Source organism: Pseudomonas sp. CH61, from assembly GCF_059429415.1.
Window position 1 is genome coordinate 2,559,134 of sequence record NZ_CM182098.1, and the last position, 23,578, is coordinate 2,582,711.

General features: G+C 60.3%; 20 protein-coding genes. 14 read left to right on the forward strand and 6 right to left on the reverse strand.

From position 1 onward, the window contains the following. The first annotated feature begins 419 nt into the window (after window positions 1-419). The 14 genes from arnB to AC5SEM_RS11490 all read left to right on the forward strand — a co-directional run bounded on the left by arnB (window position 420) and on the right by AC5SEM_RS11490 (window position 16,090). Window positions 420-1,568: a UDP-4-amino-4-deoxy-L-arabinose aminotransferase gene (gene arnB / locus AC5SEM_RS11425; RefSeq protein WP_454563712.1), complete on the forward strand. Its 1,149-nt coding sequence runs from the start codon at window positions 420-422 to the stop codon at window positions 1,566-1,568. After that, window positions 1,565-2,590 (forward strand): undecaprenyl-phosphate 4-deoxy-4-formamido-L-arabinose transferase, encoded by a 1,026-nt coding sequence (gene arnC / locus AC5SEM_RS11430; protein ID WP_016986762.1) that lies wholly within the window; start codon window positions 1,565-1,567, stop codon window positions 2,588-2,590. The genes arnB and arnC overlap by 4 nt, the downstream gene beginning before the upstream one ends. Then, window positions 2,587-4,578 carry a bifunctional UDP-4-amino-4-deoxy-L-arabinose formyltransferase/UDP-glucuronic acid oxidase ArnA gene (arnA, locus tag AC5SEM_RS11435; RefSeq protein WP_495473027.1) on the forward strand — a complete coding sequence of 664 codons (1,992 nt, stop codon included), beginning with the start codon at window positions 2,587-2,589 and terminating at the stop codon, window positions 4,576-4,578. Before arnC ends, arnA begins: the two co-directional genes overlap by 4 nt. Beyond that, window positions 4,578-5,462, forward strand: a complete 885-nt coding sequence (arnD, locus tag AC5SEM_RS11440) for a 4-deoxy-4-formamido-L-arabinose-phosphoundecaprenol deformylase (protein ID WP_150649413.1) — start codon at window positions 4,578-4,580, stop codon at window positions 5,460-5,462. Before arnA ends, arnD begins: the two co-directional genes overlap by 1 nt. After that, window positions 5,459-7,111, forward strand: a complete 1,653-nt coding sequence (gene arnT, locus AC5SEM_RS11445; RefSeq protein WP_495473028.1) for a lipid IV(A) 4-amino-4-deoxy-L-arabinosyltransferase — start codon at window positions 5,459-5,461, stop codon at window positions 7,109-7,111. Before arnD ends, arnT begins: the two co-directional genes overlap by 4 nt. Beyond that, entirely contained in the window at window positions 7,108-7,452 is a 345-nt protein-coding gene (gene arnE / locus AC5SEM_RS11450; protein ID WP_495473029.1) for a 4-amino-4-deoxy-L-arabinose-phosphoundecaprenol flippase subunit ArnE, read from the forward strand. Before arnT ends, arnE begins: the two co-directional genes overlap by 4 nt. Continuing rightward, window positions 7,449-7,853, forward strand: coding sequence for a 4-amino-4-deoxy-L-arabinose-phosphoundecaprenol flippase subunit ArnF (arnF, locus tag AC5SEM_RS11455; protein ID WP_077572797.1), 405 nt, complete (start codon window positions 7,449-7,451; stop codon window positions 7,851-7,853). Before arnE ends, arnF begins: the two co-directional genes overlap by 4 nt. Further along, the gene (locus AC5SEM_RS11460) at window positions 7,850-9,229 is read left to right on the forward strand and encodes a UDP-glucose dehydrogenase family protein (protein WP_077572796.1); all 1,380 of its coding nucleotides are present in this window, start codon (window positions 7,850-7,852) and stop codon (window positions 9,227-9,229) included. The genes arnF and AC5SEM_RS11460 overlap by 4 nt, the downstream gene beginning before the upstream one ends. Continuing rightward, on the forward strand, window positions 9,226-10,821 hold the full coding sequence (locus AC5SEM_RS11465; RefSeq protein WP_495473030.1) for an ArnT family glycosyltransferase: 1,596 nt from the start codon (window positions 9,226-9,228) through the stop codon (window positions 10,819-10,821). The genes AC5SEM_RS11460 and AC5SEM_RS11465 overlap by 4 nt, the downstream gene beginning before the upstream one ends. Window positions 10,822-10,857: 36 nt before the next feature. Continuing rightward, window positions 10,858-11,376 (forward strand): GNAT family N-acetyltransferase, encoded by a 519-nt coding sequence (locus AC5SEM_RS11470; protein ID WP_495473031.1) that lies wholly within the window; start codon window positions 10,858-10,860, stop codon window positions 11,374-11,376. Window positions 11,377-11,576: 200 nt separating this feature from the next. After that, entirely contained in the window at window positions 11,577-12,755 is a 1,179-nt protein-coding gene (locus tag AC5SEM_RS11475) for an MFS transporter (RefSeq protein WP_495473032.1), read from the forward strand. A 156-nt stretch (window positions 12,756-12,911) separates the two neighbouring features. After that, window positions 12,912-13,598 (forward strand): HPP family protein, encoded by a 687-nt coding sequence (locus AC5SEM_RS11480; RefSeq protein WP_495473033.1) that lies wholly within the window; start codon window positions 12,912-12,914, stop codon window positions 13,596-13,598. Between the two features lie 230 nt (window positions 13,599-13,828). Further along, entirely contained in the window at window positions 13,829-14,935 is a 1,107-nt protein-coding gene (locus tag AC5SEM_RS11485; protein ID WP_495473034.1) for an enoyl-CoA hydratase/isomerase family protein, read from the forward strand. Between the two features lie 3 nt (window positions 14,936-14,938). Further along, complete coding sequence (locus AC5SEM_RS11490) at window positions 14,939-16,090, forward strand: acyl-CoA dehydrogenase family protein (RefSeq protein ID WP_003224706.1); 1,152 nt, start codon at window positions 14,939-14,941, stop codon at window positions 16,088-16,090. A 489-nt stretch (window positions 16,091-16,579) separates the two neighbouring features. Here the strand turns inward: AC5SEM_RS11490 and AC5SEM_RS11495 are convergent, their stop codons facing one another. From AC5SEM_RS11495 to AC5SEM_RS11520, 6 genes are all read right to left on the reverse strand, one after another. Further along, entirely contained in the window at window positions 16,580-17,353 is a 774-nt protein-coding gene (locus tag AC5SEM_RS11495) for an enoyl-CoA hydratase (protein ID WP_495473035.1), read from the reverse strand. Between the two features lie 16 nt (window positions 17,354-17,369). Continuing rightward, on the reverse strand, window positions 17,370-18,497 hold the full coding sequence (locus AC5SEM_RS11500) for an acyl-CoA dehydrogenase (protein ID WP_495473036.1): 1,128 nt from the start codon (window positions 18,495-18,497) through the stop codon (window positions 17,370-17,372). Between the two features lie 139 nt (window positions 18,498-18,636). Next, window positions 18,637-19,830: an acetyl-CoA C-acyltransferase gene (locus AC5SEM_RS11505; RefSeq protein ID WP_495473037.1), complete on the reverse strand. Its 1,194-nt coding sequence runs from the start codon at window positions 19,828-19,830 to the stop codon at window positions 18,637-18,639. 12 nt (window positions 19,831-19,842) lie between these two features. Then, window positions 19,843-20,604 carry an SDR family NAD(P)-dependent oxidoreductase gene (locus AC5SEM_RS11510; RefSeq protein ID WP_007918867.1) on the reverse strand — a complete coding sequence of 254 codons (762 nt, stop codon included), beginning with the start codon at window positions 20,602-20,604 and terminating at the stop codon, window positions 19,843-19,845. Between the two features lie 16 nt (window positions 20,605-20,620). Next, on the reverse strand, window positions 20,621-22,285 hold the full coding sequence (locus AC5SEM_RS11515) for an AMP-binding protein (protein WP_495473038.1): 1,665 nt from the start codon (window positions 22,283-22,285) through the stop codon (window positions 20,621-20,623). A gap of 225 nt (window positions 22,286-22,510) precedes the next feature. Then, window positions 22,511-23,527: an AraC family transcriptional regulator gene (locus tag AC5SEM_RS11520; protein WP_495473039.1), complete on the reverse strand. Its 1,017-nt coding sequence runs from the start codon at window positions 23,525-23,527 to the stop codon at window positions 22,511-22,513. Window positions 23,528-23,578 lie beyond the last annotated feature (51 nt).

The following is a 23,578-nucleotide window of genomic DNA, read 5'->3' on the forward strand; positions in this document are numbered from 1 at the left end:
GGGTTTGCAGCGGTACAACGGACAAGTCAGTCAAACGTAAAGGCCTTGAGTAAAAACAATTCAACACAGCAACTAACAACTGCAACATTTACCCTATAAAGGGAACACTTCTGTAGGACTTTTCTACTAAAAACGACGATAAACGGTAGAAGTCTGAACAGCGGCTGTATGAGTTCTAGATAAACGATTCGCCGACCGGTTTTTCATGTTCCTTTCACAAAAACGGGCATAACCTTAATTCCAACAGATCCCGTGCCGGCGCCGTCCAAACTGCCGCGCGAAGCCACAAAAGTCAACCGAACCCCGACGGTAAGTCGTATCAGCAACTTATTGATGCAAAGGTATTTTTTGCGTCTACGCTGAGATTGGATCCTGTTTGGTGACTTGGTTTTCTTCTGATTGTTTGTGATGAGGTGTTCATGAGTCAGGCGTTTCTCCCCTTCTCTCGCCCGAGTATCGGCGATGAAGAAATTGCAGCCGTTGAGCAAGTATTGCGTTCCGGCTGGATCACTACCGGACCGAAAAATCAGGCACTCGAAGAACAATTCGCGCAGTACGTTGGCTGTCGGCATGCGGTGGCACTTTCGTCCGCCACCGGCGGCATGCACATCACCTTGCTGGCCCTGGGTATTGGCCCGGGTGACGAAGTCATCACTCCGTCGCAGACCTGGGTTTCGACCGCCAACATGATCTCGCTGCTCGGCGCCACACCAGTGTTCGTTGACGTTGATCGCGACACCTTGATGACCGACGCCGCGCGTATCGAAGCCGCCATCACCCCACGCACCAAAGCGATCATCCCGGTGCATTACGCCGGCGCCGCATTTGATCTTGATCCGCTGTACGCGCTGGCCGACAAACACGGCATTGCAGTCATCGAAGACGCCGCCCACGCCGCTGGCACCCGTTACAAGGGCCGCCACGTCGGCTCGCAGGGCACGGCGATTTTCTCCTTCCATGCGATCAAGAACATGACCTGTGCCGAAGGCGCGATGTTCGTCACCGACGACGAAGCCTTGGCCAGCCGCGTGCGCATGCTCAAATTCCACGGTCTGGGCGTTGACGCCTACGATCGCCTGACCGGTGGCCGCAAGCCGCAGGCGCAAGTGATGGAACCGGGGTTCAAGTACAACCTCGCCGACATCAACGCCGCGATTGCGCTGGTGCAACTGGAGCGTCTGGACGCGATCAACGCGCGCCGCACCGAACTGGCCGCCGCCTACCGGCAAAAACTCGAAGGCCTGCCGGTGCAACCGCTGGCCGTACCTGCCTACGCCCAGACCCACGCCTGGCACCTGTTCATCCTGCGCATCGACAGCGAGCGCTGCGGCATGGATCGCGAAGCCTTCATGAAAGGCTTGCAGGACCAGGGCATCGGCACCGGTATCCATTTCATCGCCACCCACCTGCACACCTGGTATCGCCAGCGTGACCCCGATCTGTATCTGCCCAACACCGAATGGAACTCGGCGCGGCTGTGCTCGATTCCGTTGTTCCCCGACATGAGCGATCAAGACCTTGATCGCGTGGTCGGTGCCATCGCCACTCTTATGGACAAACGCCTGTGAAACCTTATCCGATCCGCTGTGTGTCGATCGTCATCCCGGTCTACAACGAACAGGACAGCCTGCCGGAACTGCTGCGCCGCACCGAGGCAGCCTGCCGGATGCTGCGTCACGACTATGAAATCGTCCTCGTCGACGATGGCAGCCGTGACGAGTCCGCCAACCTTCTGGAAGAAGCTGCGAGCCGTGAGGACAGCCCGTTTGTTGCCGTCATCCTCAACCGCAACTACGGCCAGCACGCGGCAATCATGGCCGGTTTCGAGCAGTGCAAAGGCGATGTCGTCATCACCCTCGACGCCGACCTGCAGAACCCGCCGGAAGAAATCCCGCGCCTGGTCGCCGAAGCCGAAAAAGGTTACGACGTCGTCGGCACCGTGCGCGGCAACCGTCAGGATTCGGCCCTGCGCCGCTATCCGTCGAAGCTGATCAACCTCGCCGTGCAGCGCTCTACCGGCGTTGCCATGAGCGACTACGGCTGCATGCTCCGCGCTTACCGGCGGACGATCATCGACGCGATGCTCGCCTGCCGTGAACGCAGCACCTTCATCCCGATTCTTGCCAACAGCTTCGCCCGCCACACCACCGAAATCGTCGTCGCCCACGCCGAACGTGAGCACGGCGATTCGAAGTACAGCCCGATGCGTTTGATCAACCTGATGTTCGACCTGATCACCTGCATGACCACCACACCTTTGCGCCTGCTGAGCATCGTCGGTTTCACCATGGCCGGTTTGGGTCTGCTGTTTGCTTTCGCGCTGATCGTCATGCGCCTGGCGTTCGGTTCCGGATGGGCCGGTGACGGCATGTTCGTGCTGTTCGCGGTGCTCTTTGTGTTCACCGGCGGCCAGTTCATCGGCATGGGCCTGCTCGGCGAATACCTGGGCCGCATGTACAGCGACGTGCGCGCCCGCCCGCGTTTCTTCATTGAAAAAGTCTTGCGCAGTCACGCCGCCGAACCGGCGCCTGCAGTCACCGTTGATGGTCTCTCCACTACTACTTCTACTACCGGTCAGGTTCACTCATGAGTGCAAAAACTGTTGTCTTCGCTTACCACGATATTGGCTGCGCCGGCATTCAAGGCCTGCTCGACAGCGGCTACGACATCGCGGCGGTGTTCACTCACGCCGATGACCCGAAAGAAAACGCGTTTTACGGATCGGTCGCGCAACTGTGCGCCAGCAAAGGCATCCCGGTGCACGCGCCGGAAGACGTCAACCATCCATTGTGGATCGAGCGAATTGCCAAACTCGCGCCTGAGTACATTTTCTCCTTCTACTATCGCAACCTGCTCAGCGAGTCGTTGCTGGCCGTGGCCAAGAAAGGCGCGTTCAACCTGCACGGCTCGTTGCTGCCAAGCTACCGTGGCCGCGCCCCGGCGAACTGGGTGCTGGTCAACGGCGAGACCGAAACCGGCGTGACCCTGCACCGCATGGTCAAACGTGCCGATGCCGGCGCCATCGTTGCCCAGCAGCGCGTGGCCATCGAACGCAGCGACACCGCGCTGAGCCTGCACGGCAAATTGCGCATCGCCGCGACGGATCTGCTGCGCGACACCTTGCCAGCCATGCTGCAAGGCAAGATCAGCGAAACCCCGCAAGACGAATCCAAAGCGACGGTATTCGGTCGTCGCAGCGCAGCGGACGGCAAACTGCTCTGGGCGCAACCGGCCGAGCAACTGTTCAATCTCGTGCGTGCCGTGACCCAACCTTACCCGGGCGCGTTCTGCGCTGTGGGCGAGCACAAACTCATCGTCTGGAGCGCCGAAGTCGTCAAAGGCAATGACGGCCAGGCGCCGGGCCGGGTAATCAGCGTCGACCCGCTGCGCATTGCCTGCGGCGAAGACTCGCTGGTGATCCTCTCCGGCCAACGCAACGACAACGGCCTGTTCCTCAGCGGCCCGCAACTGGCCAACGAACTGGGCCTGGTCGACGGCTCGCTGTTGCGCGGCGCTGAATCCGGTCGTGCGCCACGTCGCACCCGTGTGCTGATCCTCGGCGTTAACGGTTTTATCGGCAATCACTTGTCCGAGCGTCTGCTGCGTGACGACCGCTACGAAGTCTATGGCCTGGACATCGGTTCCGACGCCATCGACCGTCTGCGCAGTCACCCGCACTTCCACTACGTCGAAGGCGACATCAGCATTCACTCCGAGTGGATCGAGTACCACATCAAGAAGTGCGACGTGGTCCTGCCGCTGGTGGCCATCGCCACGCCGATCGAATACACCCGCAACCCGCTGCGTGTGTTCGAACTCGACTTCGAAGAAAACCTCAAGCTGGTGCGCTACTGCGTCAAATACAACAAGCGCGTGATCTTCCCATCGACCTCGGAAGTCTATGGCATGTGCCAGGACAAGCACTTCGACGAAGACACTTCGAACCTGGTGGTCGGCCCGATCAACAAGCAGCGCTGGATCTACTCGGTGTCCAAACAACTGCTGGATCGGGTGATCTGGGCCTATGGCGCCAAGGGTTTGAATTTCACCCTGTTCCGTCCTTTCAACTGGATGGGGCCGCGCCTTGATCGTCTGGATTCGGCACGCATCGGCAGTTCGCGCGCCATCACCCAATTGATCCTCAATCTGGTCGAAGGCACGCCGATTCGTCTGTTCGACGGCGGCGAGCAGAAACGCTGCTTCACCGACATCGCTGATGGCGTCGAGGCGCTGGCACGGATCATCGATAACGACAACGACGTCTGCAACGGCCAGATCATCAACATCGGCAACCCGGACAACGAAGCCAGCATCCGTCAGTTGGGCGAAGAGCTGCTGCGTCAGTTCGAAGCGCATCCGCTGCGTGACAACTTCCCGCCGTTCGCCGGTTTCCGCGACGTGGAAAGCAAGGCGTTCTACGGCGCCGGTTACCAGGACGTCGAGCACCGCAAACCCAGCATTGCCAACGCCAAGCGTCTGCTCGACTGGACGCCGACCGTGGAAATGCGCGAGACCATTGGCAACACGCTGGATTTCTTCTTGCGCGAGGCCATGCTCGAAATCGCGGACAAGAAGTAATGCAGGCAGGCCTTCGTATCGACGTCGACACCTACCGCGGCACCCGTGAAGGTGTGCCGCGGCTGCTGGAAATGCTCGACGAGGCGCAGATCAAGGCAACGTTCTTCTTCAGTGTCGGCCCGGACAACATGGGCCGGCATCTGTGGCGCCTGATCCGCCCGCAGTTTCTCTGGAAGATGCTGCGCTCCAACGCCGCCGGCCTGTATGGCTGGGACATTCTGCTGGCCGGCACCGCGTGGCCGGGCAAACCGATTGGCCGTGATCTCGGACACCTGATGCGTCAGGCCCGCGATGCCGGTCACGAAGTCGGCCTGCATGCCTGGGATCACCATGGCTGGCAGGCCAACGCCGGGCGCTGGAGCAACGCGCAACTGATCGAGCAGATCCGTCAGGGCGTCGACACCTTGAGCGACATTCTCGGCGAAAAAGTCGAGTGTTCCGCCGCTGCCGGTTGGCGTGCGGACGAACGCGTGATCGAGGCCAAGCAAGCCTTCGGCTTTCGCTACAACAGCGATTGCCGTGGGCAACGCCTGTTTCGCCCGTTGCTGGCCGACGGCACGCCGGGTACACCGCAGATTCCGGTGGATTTGCCGACCTTCGACGAGGTCGTCGGCCCGATCGTAGCGGCGCGGGACTTCAACGGTTTCATCCTCGATCACTTTCGCCCGCAACAGCTCAACGTCTACACCATTCACGCCGAAGTAGAAGGGATTCTGATGGCTGAAGATTTTCGTCAATTGCTGGCCGATGCGCGCCAGCGAGATATCGATTTCAAACCGCTGGGCGATTTGCTGCCCGAGTTCTTCAACACCTTGCCCGTGGGTCGCGTGCAACGCGGCGCCCTCGACGGCCGTGAAGGCTGGCTGGGAGTGCAAGGCGCATGACTAAACGCTGGACGCTGCCACTGCTGTTGCTGGTCATTTGCTTGCTGGCCTATCTGCTGCCGCTGGGCACACACGGCTTGTGGATTCCCGACGAAACCCGCTACGCACAGATCAGTCAGGACATGCTGCTGAGCGGCAACTGGGTGTCGCCGCACTTCATGAGCCTGCGCTACTTCGAGAAGCCGATTGCCGGTTACTGGATGATCGCGCTGGGTCAGGAGTTGTTTGGGCAAAACCTGTTCGGTGTGCGTTTCGCGTCGGCGCTGAGCACCGGGTTGAGTGTGCTGCTGTGCTATCTGGTCGCCCGACGCTTGTGGAACGAACCGCGCAAAAGTTTCGTCTGCGCCCTGCTCTACATGAGTTTTACCGTGGTCGCCGGCCAGGCCGGTTACGCCAACCTCGATCCGCAATTCACTTTCTGGGTCAACCTCAGTCTGGTGGCGCTGTGGTTTGCCCTCGACAGTCAAACCGGCGGCAAGCGCATGGCGGCCTGGGCGGTATTGGGCCTGGCCTGCGGCATGGGTTTCATGACCAAGGGATTCCTCGCCTGGCTGCTGCCGGTGTTGATCGCCCTGCCGTGGATGCTCTGGCAAAAACGCTGGCGTGAACTGCTGATGTTCGGCCCGGTGGCGATTGCCGTGGCGATCCTCGTCAGCCTGCCGTGGGTGCTCTCGGTGCATGCGCAGGAGCCGGACTACTGGCGGTTCTTCTTCTGGCACGAACATATTCGTCGCTTTGCCGGTGATGACGCGCAACACGATGCGCCGTGGTGGTTCTATCTGCCGCTGTTGGTGGCGTTCAGTCTGCCGTGGGTAGGCTTGCTGCCGACGGCATTCAAGCAGGCATGGCAAACCCGCGTTCAGCCAAAAGTCGTGTTTGTGTTGCTGTGGCTGCTGATGCCGCTGGGGTTTTTCAGCCTGGCCAACGGCAAGCTGCCGACTTACATCCTGCCGTGCCTGCTGCCGATGGCGTTGTTGCTGGGCAATGCGCTGGCCGACCGCTTGCGTCTTGAGCAAGGTCGCGCGCTGAGCATCAATGGTCTGCTCAATCTGTTGCTGGGCGTCGTCACGTTGATCGCGCTGGTCTATCTGCAACTGACCAAACCGGTCTACGACCACGAACTGCACAGCATGGTGCTGGTGTTTATCGCACTGATCGGCTGGATCATCGCCAACCTGCTGCAAGCCTTTCTGCCGCTGCAATGCTGGGCCGCGCCGGCGCTCGGCAGCCTGTTGCTGATCGCCGTGTTGCCGGCGGCGCTGCCGAAATCGGTGGTCGCCAACAAGATGCCGGATCAGTTCATCAAGCATCACGTCAGCGAACTGGCGCAAACCACCCACCTGCTGAGCAACGATCTGGGTGCCGCTTCGGCGCTGGCCTGGCGCCTGAAAACCCCGCAAGTGGCGTTGTACAACACGATAGGCGAATTGAAATATGGCCTTGCCTATCCTGACGGCATTCAACAGCGGGTCGACAGCAAAGACGTGCAACAGTGGATGCGCGAGGCGCGCCGCAGCGGTTCAGTCGGCGTGGTGATGCGCGTCAAGGGGCAGGACGAACTGGACGAAATCGACAAGTTGCCAAAGGACGGCGTCCGTTACGAGCAGGGCAACCTGGTGATCATGATCCTGCCCAAGGAGGCGTCATGAGCCTGTTGCTGCTGTTGGCTGCGTGCCTGCTGACCTGCCTGGGCCAAGTAGCGCAGAAATACGCCGTGGAGAGCTGGCGCGGCGTCGAGTCGGGCTGGGCCGCCAAACTGCGCTCGCCGTGGTTGTGGCTGGCCCTGCTCGCCCTCGGCTCGGGCCTGTTGGTCTGGCTGTTGGTGCTGCAGCGTCTGGAAGTCGGCATCGCCTACCCGATGCTCAGTCTCAATTTCGTCCTGATCACCCTGATCGCGCGCTTCGTCTTCCGTGAACCCATCGACCGCCAGCATTGGCTCGGCGTGGCGTTGGTGATCGGCGGCGTGGTGTTGCTGGGGCAACAGTCATGAATCAACGTCGTGGCATCAGCTTCGCACTGGGCAGCGTGTTCCTCGTCAGCGCTGCGCAACTGGGCATGCGCTGGAGCATGACCCGCCTGCCCGCACCGGAACAATGGCTGCACATCGACAGCCTCGATTGGCGTGCGCTGGCCGTGGTCATCGCGGCGATTTTTGCCTACGCGCTGTCGATGCTCTGCTGGCTCGCCGCCCTGCGCGATCTGCCGCTGGGCCGGGCTTATTCGCTGCTGAGCATCAGCTATGCGCTGGTGTATCTGCTGGCGGCCAGTCTGCCGCTGTTCAACGAATCCTTCAGTTTCACTAAGTCACTGGGCGTGGCGCTGGTCATGCTCGGGGTCATCACCATCAACACTCGTCCGGCTCGTGCGCCCGAATTCAGGAGTGCTCCATGAAAATCACAGTATTTGGCAGCGGTTACGTCGGTCTGGTGCAAGCGGCTGTGTTGGCCGAGGTCGGCCATGATGTCGTGTGCATGGACGTCGACCAGAAGAAGGTCGACCTGTTGCGCCAGGGTCATGTCAGCATTTTCGAACCGGGGCTGGCCAGCCTCGTTCGTGAAGGTCTGGATTCGAAACGCCTGCAATTCACCACCGATGAAAAGCTCGCGGTGCAGCACGCGCGGGTCGCGTTTATCGCCGTGGGTACGCCGTCGCGTGAGGACGGTTCGGCAGATCTGCGCTACGTGCTTTCGGTCGGTGACGCGATTGCCCGCCATCGTGAGCAGCCGTTGATCATCGTCGAGAAATCCACGGTTCCGGTGGGCACTGGCGACACCCTGCGCACGCACATCGAAAAGGCCTTGATCAAGGTCGGCCGCCTGCTGCAATTCGATATCGTCTCCAACCCGGAATTCCTCAAGGAAGGCTCGGCGGTTGCCGACTGCCGCCGTCCGGACCGTATCGTTATCGGTTGCGAAGGCGATGAAGTGCGCGACGTGATGCGTGATCTGTACTCGCCGTTCAACCGCAACCATGACCGCATCATGTTCATGGATCTGCGCAGCGCCGAGCTGACCAAGTACGCCGCCAACTGCATGCTGGCGACCAAGATCAGCTTCATCAACCAGATCGCCGAACTCGCCGAACACCTGGGCGCCGACATCGAATCGGTGCGTCAGGGCATCGGTGCCGACACGCGCATCGGTTACCACTTCATCTACCCCGGCTGCGGTTATGGCGGTTCGTGCTTCCCCAAAGACATGCGCGCGTTGATCCACAGCGCCGAAGAGGCGCACTGCTCCAGTGATTTGCTGCAAGCGGTCGAGGCGATCAACCAGCGCCAGAAACACAAGTTATTCGAGCGCATCAACGCGTTCTACAAGGGTGATCTGCGCGGCAAGACCTTCGCCCTGTGGGGCCTGGCATTCAAACCCAACACCGACGATATGCGCGATGCACCGAGCCGGGTGTTGCTGGAGGAGTTGTGGGCGGCCGGTGCCAGCGTGCGCGCCTTCGACCCGGAGGCCATGCAGGAAACCCAGAACCTTTACCCGGACGAATCGAAGCTGATGCTGATGGGCACGCCGGAATCGGTATTGCCAGGCGCCGATGCCTTGATCATCTGCACCGAGTGGCAGCAGTTCAAGGCGCCGGATTTCGACCTGATCAAACAGCGCCTCAACACCCCGGTGATCTTCGACGGCCGCAATCTGTACGACGCCGAGCGTCTGGCGCGCAACGGCTTCCAGTACTTCCCGATGGGCCGTGGCGAATCGCGCAAGTTGCCGATCCCGCTGCAGCAGTGGCCACACGCGTCCGACGTCGCTTGATCACGTTATCGCCTGAAATCCGCCAGCAGTCCCTGATCGCAGGGCTGCTGGCGTTTTTATTGTTCATGGCCGGGGTCCACGGGCAGGCCCCGATCGGTTTCGATTCGCGGTTCGTGTTGTTTGCGCAGGAAATGCTGCGGCATGGGCCGACGATGTTTCCGACCACCTATGGTCAGCCGTATGCGGATTATTCAGCGGTCTCGACGCTGTTCATCTGGCTGCTGTCGCTGCCGTTCGGCGCGGTGAATGCGTTTACTGCGTGGGCGCCAAGTGCCTTCGCCGGTGCGCTGATCGTAACGTTGATGTATCGCCTGCTGGCGCCGTACTCACGGCGTTGGGCGTTGATCAGTATTGCCTTGCTGATGCTCACCAGTGGCTTTGTCACTGAAGTGCGCGCGGTGTCGCAGGACTTGATGCTCGCGGCGGTGGCCTTTGCGGTGTTCTATCTGGGTTATGCCCACGATCATTTTGCCGGCAGGCGTCACTGGCCGCTGATCTTTGCTTTGCTGTTACTCGGTTTCGGCATTCGCGGGCCGATTGGTCTGGTGGTGCCGACCGGCATGCTGTGCAGCTATTACCTGCTCAACCGTGAGTGGACGCGGCTGCTGGTGTTCGGCGTACTGGCTTCGATATGGCTGGCCGCGTGTGTCGGGTTGTTGTTATGGCTGGCGCAGGTCAGCGCTGGCGCGGTGTTCCTGCAGGACGTGATTCGCATGCAGTTCATGGGGCGCATGGACGGCAGCGAAGGCGTCAGCGGCTCGCTGTATTACTTCACCAGCTCGCTCGGCAACTATGCGCTGGCCTATCCGCTGGCATTGCTGGTGCTGGCAGCGGCCTGGCTGAGCAGACCGCAGCAGCGTGGCCCGGCGCTGCGCCTGGTGCAGTATTGCGCGGCAGCCGGGCTGATTGTGATGGTCGGCCTGTCGATTCCGCAGGCGAAGAAGGCGCGGTATCTGCTGCCGATGCTACCCATGGCGGCGATCATTGCGGCGTATCCGTTTCAGGTGGTGCATGGGCGGGTGTTCCGCTGGTTACGCGGCTTGATCATGGGCTTGTGGCTGGTCACGCCGGGCTTGTTGCTGGTGGTTTTACTGGTCGCGCAACGGCGCTTTCCCGAGCAATTGGGTGAGGTTTCCATTGTTTTGATCGCGTTGGGCGTGCTGCAGCTTTTGGCGTTGTCGCGATTATTGATCCGGGGTTGGCGCACCGAGGTATTGGCGTTGTCAGCCGTATTGGCGTTGTGGACGGTGTACTCGGCGGTGTTCGAGCCGGTGGAGCGGCGTTTGTACGACACCCAGACGTTCAGTCGCGCGGTGTTCGCCCAGGTGCAGCAAAACCCCGCGCCACTGGTACTGCATGGCATGGGCAAGGACGCGAAAGCGATCAAGTTCATGGTCAATATCGGGCAGGATCTGCAACCGCAGTTCAGCGACTCGATCCAGCAACTGGAGACGATCAAAGGCCCGGTTTGGCTGATGATGGATCGCAGTGATCTGCCCTCCCTCAAGGGCACGCCGCTGGAAAGCGCGCAGCCAGTGTTGGACGGGCGTTTTGATAAAAACGACTATGTATTGCTGTGGCTGAAACCTTAATCTGTCGAGCTCTCGACCGGCAGGATGCGCCTCAACATGACTTTCGACGTACGCCGCGCCAGCCTTGCTGACGCGGCAGCCCTCCCCGCGATCGAGCGTTCGGCAGCGCAATTGTTTCGTCTTGATCCGCCGTTGGCTTGGCTGGCTGATGCCGAGGTGCCCGATGCTGCCCGACATCGGCAGGCCATCGAACAGGCATACGTGTGGGTTGCTGAAAACAGCGAAGGGCAACTGACTGGATTTGTTCGTGCTGTCGACATCGATCAGCACCTGCACATCGAGGAGCTATCCGTCAGTCAGGCTTTTCAAGGACAAGGCATGGGCCGCGCACTGGTAGCGGCAGTCATTGAACAAGCGCGCGCGATGCGGTTGAACTCAGTGACGCTGACCACGTTTCGCGATCTGCCGTGGAATGCGCCGTTTTATCAGGGGATGGGGTTTGTCGAGCTGATTCCTTCAGCAGCCGATCACCATCTGCGCGAAGCACTGCAAGCCGAAATCACCCACGGCTTTCCCCCGGAACGTCGCTGCGCCATGCGCCTGCCCCTTTCCTGAAGACAACACAAATCCCCTGTAGGAGTGAGCCTGCTCGCGATAGCGTCTGCACATTCAACACTTCATTGGCAGATCTACCGCTATCGCGAGCAGGCTCACTCCTACAGGGGAATGGTGTTATGGCGGCTTGACCGGTGATGATTGCCCGGTAAGGATGACGCACGCCCGCCAAGCATTTGAAATAAGGACATTGACCCTTCGTGGCTACCTACTCGCGCCTCATCCGCCGGTTGATGATCAGTTCACTGACCGTCGTCATCAGCCGTGCGCTGATCAGCCCGCTACTGACGCTGTTCCTCAGCAACAAGCTCGGCCTCAACCCGCAAGACGTCGGTCTGCTGTTGGGCATCGCAGTGTTCAGTGCCACATTGTTGTCGCTGTACGGTGGTTACATCATCGATCGGCTCGACAAACGCCAGTTGCTGATCCTGACCATGCTCTCCAGCGGCATCGGCCTGATCCTGCTGACCTTCGCGCAGAACCTGTATCTGGTCACCCTGGTGCTGATCATCAGCGAAACGGCGTCGGCGCTGTTCCTGATTTGCTCCAAAGCCATCCTCAGTGAAAACCTGCCGGTGGGCCAGCGGGTCAAGGCGTTTTCCCTGAACTACACGCTGACCAACATCGGTTACGCCGTCGGCCCGATGATCGGCGTGGTGATTGCCGGCGTTCAGCCGTCAGCGCCGTTTATCGTCGCGGGCGCGATTGCCATCGGCAGCATTTTTCTGCTGTTCGGTGCCGCGCGCGAAGTGAGCCCGGTCGCCGCGGTCGCTCAGCCACAAAGCTTTCTGAAAACCCTGATCATCCTGAAAAACGACCGCACGATGATCCTGTTTACCCTGGGCTGCCTGCTCAGCACGCTGGTGCATGGACGTTTCACCCTGTACCTGTCGCAATACCTGCTGGTCACCCACACTCAACAACAGACGCTGGACACCATGGCCGCCCTGCTCGCCTGCAACGCAGTCACGGTGATTCTGTTGCAGTACCAGATCGGCCGCTTGCTCAGCCGTGAACACCTGCGTCACTGGATAGCCGGCGGCACCGCGTTGTTCATCGTCGGGCTGATCGGCTTCAGTCTCGCCGACAGCCTGGTCGGTTGGTGCGTAGCGATGTTCATCTTCACCCTGGGCGAGATGATTATTTACCCGGCAGACTTTCTGTTCGTCGACACATTGGCCCCGGAAGACCTGCGCGGCAGCTATTACGGCGCGCAGAATCTGGCGGCACTGGGTGGTGCGGCCAGCCCAGTCATGTGCGGATTTCTGCTGATGCACACACCGGCGCCGAGCATGTTCTATGCCTTGAGCGCCTTGGCCGCAGTGGGTGGCTATTTGTGCTTTGTCAGTGGCCGTCGAGTTGCTTCAGTTCAAAAATAATGTACTAAAGCTGCATTAATATGAATTTGTCAGCATCGAGATTGATCGGCAAACTGTGCACGTTCCTCCCCCAATGTTGGAACGCTTCGAGGGCTTTCCGGATATGCCGGACAGTCCTTTTTTTTGCCTCGAATTTGCTGCAAGGATCGGATTCACATGCTCGCTCGCTGGTTGCCCGCCGCCATCAATACCCGCCCGACCGAATGGAGCCGTGCCGCCATCGGCATGGCCTTGGGCACGTTGTTCAGTGTGTGGTTGTGTGCGCAAGTATTCGGCCATGAAGTCGCCTATCACCTGATCGGTCCATTGGGTGCTTCGGCGGTGTTGCTGTTTGCCGTGTCGTCCGGCGCTCTCGCCCAGCCTTGGTCGATTCTCGGCGGCTACTTGTGTGCCGGCGTTGTGGCGTTGCTGGTGGCCCATGTGCTCGGGCGCACGCTCGGCAGCGCCTGTCTGGCGGCGGGCATGGCGCTGATTCTGATGTGCTGGCTGCGTTGCCTGCATCCGCCCGCTGGCGCCTTGGCCCTGACGCTGGTGCTGGCCGATCCGGCGACTATTGCCCTGGACTGGAAAGCCATGGAACCGGTGATGCTCGGCGCGGCGTGCATGCTGCTCAGTGCTCTCGCCTACAACAACCTGACGCGCATTCGTTATCCGAAACGCCCGGCTGAACCGGCGCCGATCGTTGCGCCCGTCGACAGTCTCGCGATCACCGCCGAAGACCTGAAACTGGCGCTGGCGGATATGGAGGCCTTCATCGACATCACCCCCGAGGATCTGGAACAGTTGATCCACGCCAGTGAACTTCACGCAAAACGCCGCAGCATTACCCAAACCTTCCGCTGACTCCGTGTAGCAGCTGCCGCAGACTGCGATCTTTTGATCTTTAAAATCAAAGTCAAAAGATCGCAGCCTGCGGCAGCTCCTACATGAGCGCGCACATTTTCGACCAAGGTAAAAACGCAAACTCCCCCTGCGAATATCCCGGTTGTACACGGCAAATTTGCACTGTTACGATCCGGTAACGCTCGCGCGCGAGCTTCTCGAATAAAGACAATAAAAGCAGGGAGTTACTGATGACAGCTCAGGCTTCATCCCAGCGGACACCGTCCATGGATGCCACGCAACACGAAGTGCTGGCCGACGTTCGCAACCACATCGGTCACCTGACCCTCAACCGCCCCGCCGGTCTCAATGCCATCACCCTCGACATGGTGCGTTTGCTGCAACAGCAACTCGATGCCTGGGCGACTGACGCCAATGTGCATGCGGTGGTTCTGCGCGGTGCCGGTGAAAAAGCCTTCTGCGCCGGCGGCGACATTCGTTCGCTGTACGACAGTTTCAAAAGCGGCGATACGCTGCACGAAGATTTCTTTGTCGAGGAATACGCCCTCGACCTGACGATTCATCACTACCGCAAACCGGTGCTGGCGCTGATGGACGGATTTGTCCTCGGCGGCGGCATGGGCCTGGTGCAAGGCGCCGATCTGCGCGTGGTCACCGAGAGGAGCCGCCTGGCGATGCCGGAAGTGGCCATCGGTTATTTCCCCGATGTCGGTGGCAGCTATTTCCTGCCGCGCATTCCCGGCGAGCTGGGCATTTATCTGGGTGTCAGCGGCGTGCAGATCCGTGCCGCCGATGCGCTGTATTGCGGCCTCGCCGACTGGTACCTGGACAGCAGCAAACTGGCGCTGCTCGACGAAAAACTCGATCAGATGGAATGGCAAGACACGCCGCTCAAGGCCCTGCAAAACCTGCTGGCCAAACACGCCGTGCAGACCTTGCCCGATGCGCCACTTGAGACCTTGCGCCCGGCCATCGATCACTTTTTCGCCCTGCCGGACGTGCCAAGCATGGTTGAGCAGTTACGCGCGGTGACCGTCGCCGACAGTCATGAGTGGGCGACCACCACCGCTGACTTGCTGGAAACCCGCTCGCCGCTGGCCATGGCCGTTACGCTGGAGATGCTGCGTCGTGGCCGCCACTTGAGCCTGGAACATTGCTTCGCTCTGGAGCTGCATCTGGATCGTCAGTGGTTCACCCGTGGCGACCTGATCGAAGGCGTACGCGCCCTGCTGATCGATAAAGACAAGACACCGCGCTGGAACCCGCCGACCCTCGCTGCGCTGAACGCAGAGCATGTCGCGAGTTTCTTCCAAGGCTTTGATGAGAGCGGGAGCTGAGCCATGCACGATCTCGAATTGACTGAAGAACAAGTAATGATCCGCGACATGGCCCGGGACTTTGCCCGTGGTGAAATCGCACCCCATGCGCAGGCCTGGGAAAAAGCTGGCTGGATCGATGACGCGCTCGTCGCGAAAATGGGCGAACTCGGTTTGCTCGGCATGGTGGTGCCCGAGGAATGGGGTGGCACTTACGTCGATTACGTGGCCTACGCCTTGGCCGTGGAAGAGATTTCCGCCGGTGACGGCGCGACCGGCGCATTCATGAGCATCCACAACTCGGTCGGCTGCGGCCCGGTGCTCAATTACGGCAGCGAAGCACAGAAACAGACCTGGCTGGCGGATCTGGCCAGCGGGCAAACCATCGGCTGCTTCTGCCTGACCGAGCCGCAGGCCGGCTCCGAAGCGCACAACCTGCGCACCCGCGCCGAACTGCGTGACGGCCAGTGGGTGATCAACGGCGCCAAGCAATTTGTCAGCAACGGCAAACGGGCGAAGCTGGCGATCGTGTTTGCGGTGACCGATCCGGATCTGGGCAAGAAAGGCATTTCGGCGTTTCTGGTGCCGACCGACACAGCGGGCTTCATCGTTGATCGTACTGAACACAAGATGGGCATCCGCGCTTCTGATACCTGCGCGGTGACGCTGAACAACTGCAGCATTCCCGAGGCCAACCTGCTCGGTGAACGCGGCAAAGGTCTGGCGATTGCCCTGTCCAACCTTGAAGGCGGACGCATCGGCATCGCCGCGCAGGCTTTGGGTATCGCTCGGGCAGCGTTTGAAGCGGCGTTGGTGTATTCGCGCGATCGCATCCAGTTCGGCAAACCGATCAATGAGCACCAGAGCATCGCCAACCTGCTGGCCGACATGCACATGCAGATCAATGCGGCGCGGCTGATGATTCTGCATGCGGCGCGACTGCGGACGGCGGGCAAGCCGTGTTTGTCCGAGGCCTCGCAGGCCAAGCTGTTTGCGTCGGAAATGGCCGAGAAGGTGTGTTCGTCGGCGATTCAGATTCATGGCGGGTATGGGTATCTGGAGGATTATCCGGTCGAGAAATACTACCGCGATGCGCGGATCACCCAGATCTATGAAGGCTCGAGCGAGATCCAGCGGATGGTGATTGCGCGGGAGCTGAAGAACTATCAGTTGTAATGGTGTTGGCCCCTTTCCCTCACCCCAGCCCTCTCCCGGAGGGAGAGGGCTGGGGTGAGGTGTCTGGCGTTATACATCGACCTGAAAGAACAGGTCGATTATGGATTCGCTAAATCAGAATCAGGTCGGCGCAGATCATCAATATCCCCCAATCAGTCCCCTCTCCCAGAGGGAGCTGACCGAGGTGTCTGGCGTCCTGCATCGACCTGAAAGACCGGGTCGATTATGGATTGGATAAACCAGGTCAATTAAGGATTCAGTAAAGCTCTTTCAGGTCGGAGTACATCTAAAGCATCCCCCAATCAGTCCCCTCTCCCTCCGGGAGAGGGTTAGGGTGAGGGGCTTTTGATTTTGATGTACATCAAGCCTTAAAAGCTTCGCGAGCCTGCTCGCTCCCACAGAGTTCTCCAGCGAACACAGGTTTTGTGAGCGCCGAAAACCTCATGTGGGAGCGAGCCTGCTCGCGAAAGCGTCAGTCAGACCCGCGCGTTACTTGCCTTTGAACGCAGCCTCACGCTTGGCAATAAACGCCGCCATCCCTTCCTTCTGATCCTGCGTGGCGAACGCCGCATGGAACACCCGACGCTCGAAGCGCACGCCCTCAGTCAGGTTCACTTCAAAGGCACGGTTCACACTTTCCTTGACCATCATCGCAATCGGCAGCGACTTGCTGGCAATCACCGCCGCCACCTTCAGCGCTTCGTCCAGCAACTCATCGCTCGGCACAATCCGCGCAACGATGCCGCAACGCTCAGCCTCCACCGCATCAATCAAACGCCCGCTCAGGCACATCTCCATGGCCTTGGCTTTACCAACGGCGCGGGTCAGGCGCTGGGTGCCGCCCATGCCCGGTAACACGCCAAGGTTGATTTCCGGTTGGCCAAATTTTGCGTTGTCACCGGCCAGAATAAAGTCGCACATCAACGCCAGTTCACAACCACCGCCAAGGGCGAAACCGTTAACGGCGGCGATGATCGGCTTACGGCGATTGGCCACGCGATCGCTGTCACTGAACAAGTCGTCCATGTAGATCTGCGGGTAAGTCAGCTCGGCCATTTCCTTGATGTCGGCGCCGGCGGCAAAGGCCTTTTTCGAACCGGTGAGGACGATGCAACCGATGTTCGCATCGGCTTCCAGCGCATCAAGGGCCTGGTTCACTTCACGGACCAGTTGCGCATTCAGCGCATTCAACGCCTGCGGGCGATTGAGGGTGATCAGGCCAACGCGGCCATGGGTTTCCAGCAAAATCGTTTCATAAGTCATGAATAAAAATTCCTTCTTAAAGATTGCGCGAAATGACCATGCGCTGAATGTCGCTGGTGCCTTCGTAGATCTGGCAGACGCGCACGTCGCGGTAGATGCGCTCCAGCGGGAAGTCGTTGAGGTAACCGTATCCACCGAGAGTTTGCAACGCCATCGAACAGACCTTTTCGGCCATTTCCGAAGCGAACAGTTTCGCCATGGAGGCCTCGACCAGCGCCGGTTGGCCGCTGTCGCGCAGGGCGGCGGCGTAATGCACCATCTGCCGGGCGACGGCAATTTGCGTGGCCATGTCGGCTAGGCGGAATGCTACGGCTTGATGCTCGATGATCGGCTTGCCGAAGGTGTCGCGCTCACGGGCGTAATCGCGCGCCGCTTCAAATGCGGCGCGGGCCATGCCCACCGATTGCGAGGCGATGCCGACGCGCCCGCCTTCAAGGTTGGCCAGAGCAATCTTGTAGCCCTCGCCCTCTTCACCCAGGCGGTTAGCCACCGGCACCTTCACATCCTCGAAAAGAATCTGGCAGGTGTCGGACGCGTGTTGACCGAGCTTGTCTTCGACGCGAGCGACTTTGTAGCCCGGCGAATCGATCGGCACGATAAACGCAGTGATGCCGCGTTTGCCGGCACTCGGATCGGTCACCGCGAACACAATCACGATCCCGGCGTTCTGTCCGGAGGTGATGAACTGTTTGCAGCCGTTCAGCACGTAGTGATCGCCCTCCAGCCGTGCGCGGGTTTTCAGGCTGCTGGCGTCGGAACCGGCCTGCGGTTCGGTCAGCGCAAAGGCGCCGAGCATGGCACCGCTGGCCAACGGTTTGAGAAAACGCTCGCGCTGATCGTCATTGCCGAACTTGAGGATCGGCACACAACCCACCGAGTTGTGCACGCTCATGATCGTCGAGCAGGCGCCGTCGCCGGCGGCGATTTCTTCCAGGGCCATGGCGTACGCCAGATAACCGGTGTCGCAACCGCCCCACTGCTCCGGCACGAGCATGCCAAAGAAGCCCAACTCAGCCATCTGGCCGATGGCTTCCTTGGGGAAACGGTGCTCGCGATCCCACTCGGCGGAGAACGGCTTCAAGCGTTCCTCAGCGAACTGCCGGGCCATGTCGCGGATCTGGGTTTGGTCTTCGTTGGGAATCATGGTGAATCCTTAAATGTCAGTCGCACCGCTTTCCCTGTAGGAGTGAGCCTGCTCGCGATAGCGGTGGGTCAGACAGATCATTATTGGCTGAAAAGACGCTATCGCGAGCAGGCTCACTCCTACAAAGGAACTGCGTGAATCAGTAGACGCATTCCACGGCCATGGCCGTGGCTTCGCCGCCGCCAATGCAGATCGCTGCGATGCCGCGTTTCTGCTTTCTCTGGCGCAAAGCCGAGAGCAACGTCACCAGAATCCGCGCCCCCGACGCGCCGATCGGATGGCCCAGGGCACAAGCACCGCCATGCACATTCAACTTGTCATGGGGGATTTCCAGATGCGTCATCGCCGCCATGCCAACCACGGCAAACGCCTCGTTGACCTCAAACAGATCGACATCACCCAGCGACCAACCGGTTTTCTTGATCAGTTTCTTGATCGCACCAATCGGCGCCACCGGGAACAGGCCCGGGGTATCAGCGAACGCGGCGTGGCCATGAATTACGGCCAGCGGTGTCAGCCCGAGTTTCTGCGCCTGCGACTGACGCATCAGCACCAGCGCCGCCGCGCCGTCAGAAATCGAACTGGAGTTCGCCGCTGTCACCGTGCCGCCTTCGCGGAACGCCGGTTTCAGCGAGGCGATCTTGTCCAGTTTGGCTTTCGGCGGTTGCTCGTCATGGCTGATCAGCACCTGCTCTTTGCCGACGGTCACGGTCAGCGGGACGATCTCGTCCTTGAAGCTGCCGTCCTTGATCGCCTGCTGCGCGCGGGTGGTCGAGGTGATGGCAAAGGCGTCTTGCGCTTCACGGCTGAAGTGGTTGGTCTCGGCGCAATCCTCGGCGAAGGTGCCCATCAAGCGGCCTTTGTCGTAAGCGTCTTCGAGGCCGTCGAGGAACATCGAGTCAAGCACGCGGCCATGGCCCATGCGGTAACCGGCGCGCGCGCGATCCAACAGATACGGTGAGTTGGACATGCTTTCCATGCCACCGGCAATCACCACGTCGGCACTGCCAGCGATCAGCATGTCGTGAGCGAGAATGGTGGTTTCCATGCCCGAGCCGCACATCTTGTTGACCGTGGTGCAACGGGTCGATTTATCCAGCCCGGCGCCCAGTGCAGCCTGCCGCGCAGGCGCCTGACCAAGGCCGGCCGGCAACACGCAACCGAACAACACTTCATCGACCGCATCGCTGGCGACACCGGCGCGCTCAACCGCAGCCTTGATCGCCGCAGCACCGAGTTGCGGTGCGGTAAGACTTTTCAGTTCGCCCTGAAAACCGCCCATTGGCGTGCGCACAGCGCTGACGATAACAATCGGATCGTTGGAAATAGTCATGACAAATCCTCCTTACTTGGCGGCCATGCGCAAGGCGCCGTCGAGACGGATCACCTCGCCGTTGAGCATGCTGTTTTCGATGATATGCCGAACCAGTGCGGCGTACTCGGCAGGCTTGCCCAGACGCGGCGGGAACGGCACGCCGGCGGCCAGCGAATCACGCACTTCCGGGGTCATGCCGGCCATCATCGGGGTTTCGAAAATGCCCGGTGCGATGGTCATCACGCGGATGCCGAAACGCGCCAGTTCGCGGGCGGCCGGCAGGGTCAGGCTGGCGATCGCACCCTTAGAGGCGGAATACGCTGCCTGGCCGATCTGGCCGTCGAACGCTGCGACCGACGCGGTGTTAATGATCACGCCACGCTCGCCATCTGCGTTGGCCTCGGATTCGGCAATCGCCGCAGCGGCCAGACGCAGCATATTGAAGCTGCCGATCAGGTTGACGTTGATCACCTGAGCAAAACTGCTCAGAGCATGCGGGCCGTTCTTGCCGAGGATCTTCTCGCCACGCACGATGCCGGCGCAGTTGACCAGACCATTGAGGCTGCCGAAGGCCTTGACCGTCGCCTGCACAGCGGCTTCGGCAGCGGCTTCGTTGCTGATATCGGCAACCACGCTTTGCGCGCCCAAACGCTGAGCCTGTGCGGCGACAGCTTCGGCATTCATGTCCACCAGCATCACTTTGGCGCCGGCACTGACCAGCAATTCAGCGGTAGCCGCACCGAGGCCGGATGCGCCACCGGTGACGATAAAAACCTTGTTCTCGATCTGCATGACGGTATTTCCTGATTCAAGCTGAAACGTTATGCGCCGCGGCCTCTTGAGCCTTGGCGATTTCCTGGTTGCGCAAGATAAAGCGCTGCAATTTGCCACTCGGGGTCTTGGGCAATTCGCTGACAAATTCGATTTCACGCGGGTACGAATGCGCCGCCAGACGCTTGCGTACGTGTTGGCGCAGCTCTTCGGCCAGCTCCGGCGCGGCACGGTATTGCGCGCTCAGCACGACGAAGGCTTTGACCAGTTCGGTGCGCTCTGGATCAGGTTTGCCGACGACTGCCGCTTCGACCACTGCCGGGTGCTCAATCAATGCGCTTTCAACATCGAACGGACCGACGCGGTAGCCGGAGGTGGTGATGACGTCATCGCTACGACCGACGAAGCTGATGCTGCCGTCCGGGTTCCATTCCACGGTATCGCCGCTGAGGTAGTAATCACCGACGAAGGCTTTGGTCGGCGCGCCTTCGTAACCGCCGAACCAGCACATCGGCGATTGCGGACGATCGATGGCGAGAATGCCCGGCTGGCCGACGCCGAGTTCGTTGTACTGCTCATCCAACACAACGATACGGTGGCCCGGCGAGGCGAAACCGGCGGCGCCGACGTGCACCGCGTGGTTGAGGCCGTGGTGGTTACACAACACCATGCCCAGCTCGGTCTGGCCGTAATGGTCGTGGATCACCACGTTGAGGTTGTCGGCAAACCAGCGGATCACTTCCGGGTTCAGCGGCTCACCGGCACTGCTGACGATGCGCAGCTTGCCTTTGATCGACTTGGCGAACTCGTCCCCGCCGGCAATCAGCAAACGATAAGCCGTTGGCGATCCGGTGAGATTGGTGATGCCGTATTTGTTGATCACCCGGCAGGTGCTTTCGAGAGTGAACGGGCCATCGTAGAAGGTGATCGGGTGGCCCATCGACAACGGACCGGTCACACCAAAATAGATGCCGTAAGCCCAGCCCGGATCGGCGACGTTCCAGAATGAATCTTCCGGGCGCAGATCGACGGCATCGCGGGTGTAGCTCTGGAACGCGACGATGGCTTTTAGCGGTACTGACAGGGCTTTCGACGGGCCGGTGGTGCCCGAGGTGAACATCAGCAGGAACGGGTCTTCGCCGGTCAACAGTACCGGTTCGCACACCTTGGAATAGTTGGCCAGTTCAGCCCAGAAGCTGAAGTCGCCCCGGACGATGCCCTGGCCTTTCGCGCCGCCAACGGTGACGAGTGTCGGGCAATCGGCGACTTCAGCGAGTTTCGGCCGGTTGACGGCGTCGGTCACCACGACTTTGGCGCCGGAACTGTTCAGGCGATGTTCGAGGGCTTTCGGGCCGAACGCGGTGAACAGCGGCTGATACACCGCGCCGATGCGCCAGGTGGCCAACACGGTGATGAGCAATTCGACGTTGCGCGGCAACAGCCCGGCGACTTTGTCACCTTTCTGCACGCCTTGGGCGAGAAGGAAATTGGCGAAACGCGCGGCTTTATCCTGCAGCTCGCTGAACGTGTACGTCGCACTGGTGCCGTCGCGGCCCTCCCAGAACAGCGCAATGCGCCCCGGCAAGGCATGGCGGTCGCAGCATTCGACGCAGGCATTAAGCGCCGCAAGCGTACCGCTGAGCGCGGCATCCACGGTGTGCTGATAGTTGAACTGTGCGGTGGCAGACAAGTAATCGCGCATTGCCAGAATCCCTCTGTTTTTTATTAGGCTGGGAAGCGTAAACAACACAGGGATAGTCGCGCTGTGCGGGGACTGGGGCAATGGTCAAAGCTACCAATGTGGCTGACTGGTTTGGCCATGCCTCAAGTTTTTTGTTGCATGGACTGGCGTTATCGCGAGCAGGCTCACTCCTACAGGGGAACGCATTTCAAATGTAGGAGTGAGCCTGCTCGCGATAGCGCCAGATCAGACAACCTCATTCAGAATCAGCGTACGATAGTGGCCCGGATTCGACCCCGACCACTTGCGAAACGCCTTATAGAACGAACTCGCATCGGCAAACCCCAATCGACTGGCGATCTCGACAAAACTGATCGAAGGTTCCGCCAGCCAGACAATGGCCAACTCCTTGCGCACACTGTCCTTGAGGCCTTGATAGGTCTGCCCTTCCTCCGCCAGGCGCCGGCGCAACGTCGAAGCGGACATACACAGTTGCTGGGCCAACGCTTCGGTTTCCGGCCACTGCTCGGCCGGCAGTTGCCGCAAATCCTGCTTGATCCGACTGGCAAGACTCTCCGGATCGCGGTACTTCACCAGTATGTTGGCCGGGGCGTGGGCGAGAAAGCGTTTCAATTCCTCGGTGGTGCGCTTGATCGGCAGATCGAGGCAATCCGCCGAGAAGATCATCCGCGTACGAGGCCGATCAAAACGCAGGTTTTCCGAGAACATCACCCGGTAGTCATCGGTGAAGTCCGGCGCCGCACAGCGCAATTCAATCGCCAGAATCGGTATCCGCCGCCCGGCCAGCCAGCAGGCTACGCCGTGGACAATCATCCAGTAGGTGAAATAGGTAAAGGCGCGGCGCGGCTCGGGGTCGTCTTCGAGCAAGACGATTTCCGCCAGACTTTGCTGATGCACCAGTTGCGCCGGCATGCGCTCCAGCATCAGTGAGAGAAAACTCAACCCCGTGCTCAAACCCGCTGCGAGTGTCGGTTGCGCCATCGCACTGCGACAGAGGAACTCAAGGCTGCCGGACTTGAGCTTGCGCGGGTCCATGCCGAAAAACTCGTCATCACCACGGCGGGCCAGCAGGCGCCAGAGTCTGGCGTATTGCGACGCCGGTACCCGGCCGTGCTCGGTTTGCAGCAACGCCGGATCGATCCCGACCTTGTTCAAGGCTTCTTCCGTGGCCACGCCCGGGGCACAACTTTGCAGCAGCGCTTCACGCACCAATTGCACGGCGATGGTGTCTTTTTCCGACATGGAGCGCGGTGAGCCTTGTTGTTTTGAGTGGCAGGCATCTTACCGCAGGTG

Coding starts and splice junctions, on each gene's coding strand:
- AC5SEM_RS11480 (WP_495473033.1), top strand. CDS start 12,912: ATGCTCGCTCGCTGGTTGCCCGCCGCCATCAATACCCGCCCGACCGAA.
- arnB (WP_454563712.1), top strand. CDS start 420: ATGAGTCAGGCGTTTCTCCCCTTCTCTCGCCCGAGTATCGGCGATGAA.
- AC5SEM_RS11520 (WP_495473039.1), bottom strand. CDS start 23,527: ATGTCGGAAAAAGACACCATCGCCGTGCAATTGGTGCGTGAAGCGCTG.
- AC5SEM_RS11495 (WP_495473035.1), bottom strand. CDS start 17,353: ATGACTTATGAAACGATTTTGCTGGAAACCCATGGCCGCGTTGGCCTG.
- AC5SEM_RS11500 (WP_495473036.1), bottom strand. CDS start 18,497: ATGATTCCCAACGAAGACCAAACCCAGATCCGCGACATGGCCCGGCAG.
- AC5SEM_RS11490 (WP_003224706.1), top strand. CDS start 14,939: ATGCACGATCTCGAATTGACTGAAGAACAAGTAATGATCCGCGACATG.
- AC5SEM_RS11515 (WP_495473038.1), bottom strand. CDS start 22,285: ATGCGCGATTACTTGTCTGCCACCGCACAGTTCAACTATCAGCACACC.
- arnT (WP_495473028.1), top strand. CDS start 5,459: ATGACTAAACGCTGGACGCTGCCACTGCTGTTGCTGGTCATTTGCTTG.
- AC5SEM_RS11505 (WP_495473037.1), bottom strand. CDS start 19,830: ATGACTATTTCCAACGATCCGATTGTTATCGTCAGCGCTGTGCGCACG.
- AC5SEM_RS11485 (WP_495473034.1), top strand. CDS start 13,829: ATGACAGCTCAGGCTTCATCCCAGCGGACACCGTCCATGGATGCCACG.
- arnF (WP_077572797.1), top strand. CDS start 7,449: ATGAATCAACGTCGTGGCATCAGCTTCGCACTGGGCAGCGTGTTCCTC.
- AC5SEM_RS11510 (WP_007918867.1), bottom strand. CDS start 20,604: ATGCAGATCGAGAACAAGGTTTTTATCGTCACCGGTGGCGCATCCGGC.
- AC5SEM_RS11470 (WP_495473031.1), top strand. CDS start 10,858: ATGACTTTCGACGTACGCCGCGCCAGCCTTGCTGACGCGGCAGCCCTC.
- AC5SEM_RS11460 (WP_077572796.1), top strand. CDS start 7,850: ATGAAAATCACAGTATTTGGCAGCGGTTACGTCGGTCTGGTGCAAGCG.
- arnA (WP_495473027.1), top strand. CDS start 2,587: ATGAGTGCAAAAACTGTTGTCTTCGCTTACCACGATATTGGCTGCGCC.
- arnD (WP_150649413.1), top strand. CDS start 4,578: ATGCAGGCAGGCCTTCGTATCGACGTCGACACCTACCGCGGCACCCGT.
- arnE (WP_495473029.1), top strand. CDS start 7,108: ATGAGCCTGTTGCTGCTGTTGGCTGCGTGCCTGCTGACCTGCCTGGGC.